Annotated in this window: 1 protein-coding gene; it reads left to right on the forward strand. The window is 55.9% G+C overall.

Annotated elements, in window-relative coordinates:
• Positions 1-376: ZrgA family zinc uptake protein (locus Q4563_RS16985; protein ID WP_303605327.1), on the forward strand; the 376-nt coding region annotated here is incomplete at both ends.

The raw sequence follows: 376 nt of genomic DNA on the forward strand, positions 1-376 counted from the left end.
CGTCGCGACCCTGCAAGTCGCCCTGTCCGACACCAGGCTGCAAGTTGAATTACATTCACCCTTGATGAACCTCGCCGGATTTGAAGGTCGCGCCAATACCGAAGAGCAGCGCCAGGCTCTGGCTAACGTCAAGCAGCGTTTTACTTCGGAAATGATTCAGGCTCCTCAGTGCCAGTTGCAACAGGCGTCGTTTGATTGGCCGGACCATGATGAGCATGACCATGACGAACATGACCATGACGAACATGACCACGACGAACATGACCACGACGAGCATGACCACGACGAACACGGCCATAGCGATCTGACCGTCGTCTGGGACTTCCAATGCCCCTCAACCGGAGCCATCACCCTGGACTCCCAACTGATCACCACT

This window comes from Gilvimarinus sp. 1_MG-2023, from assembly GCF_030548285.1.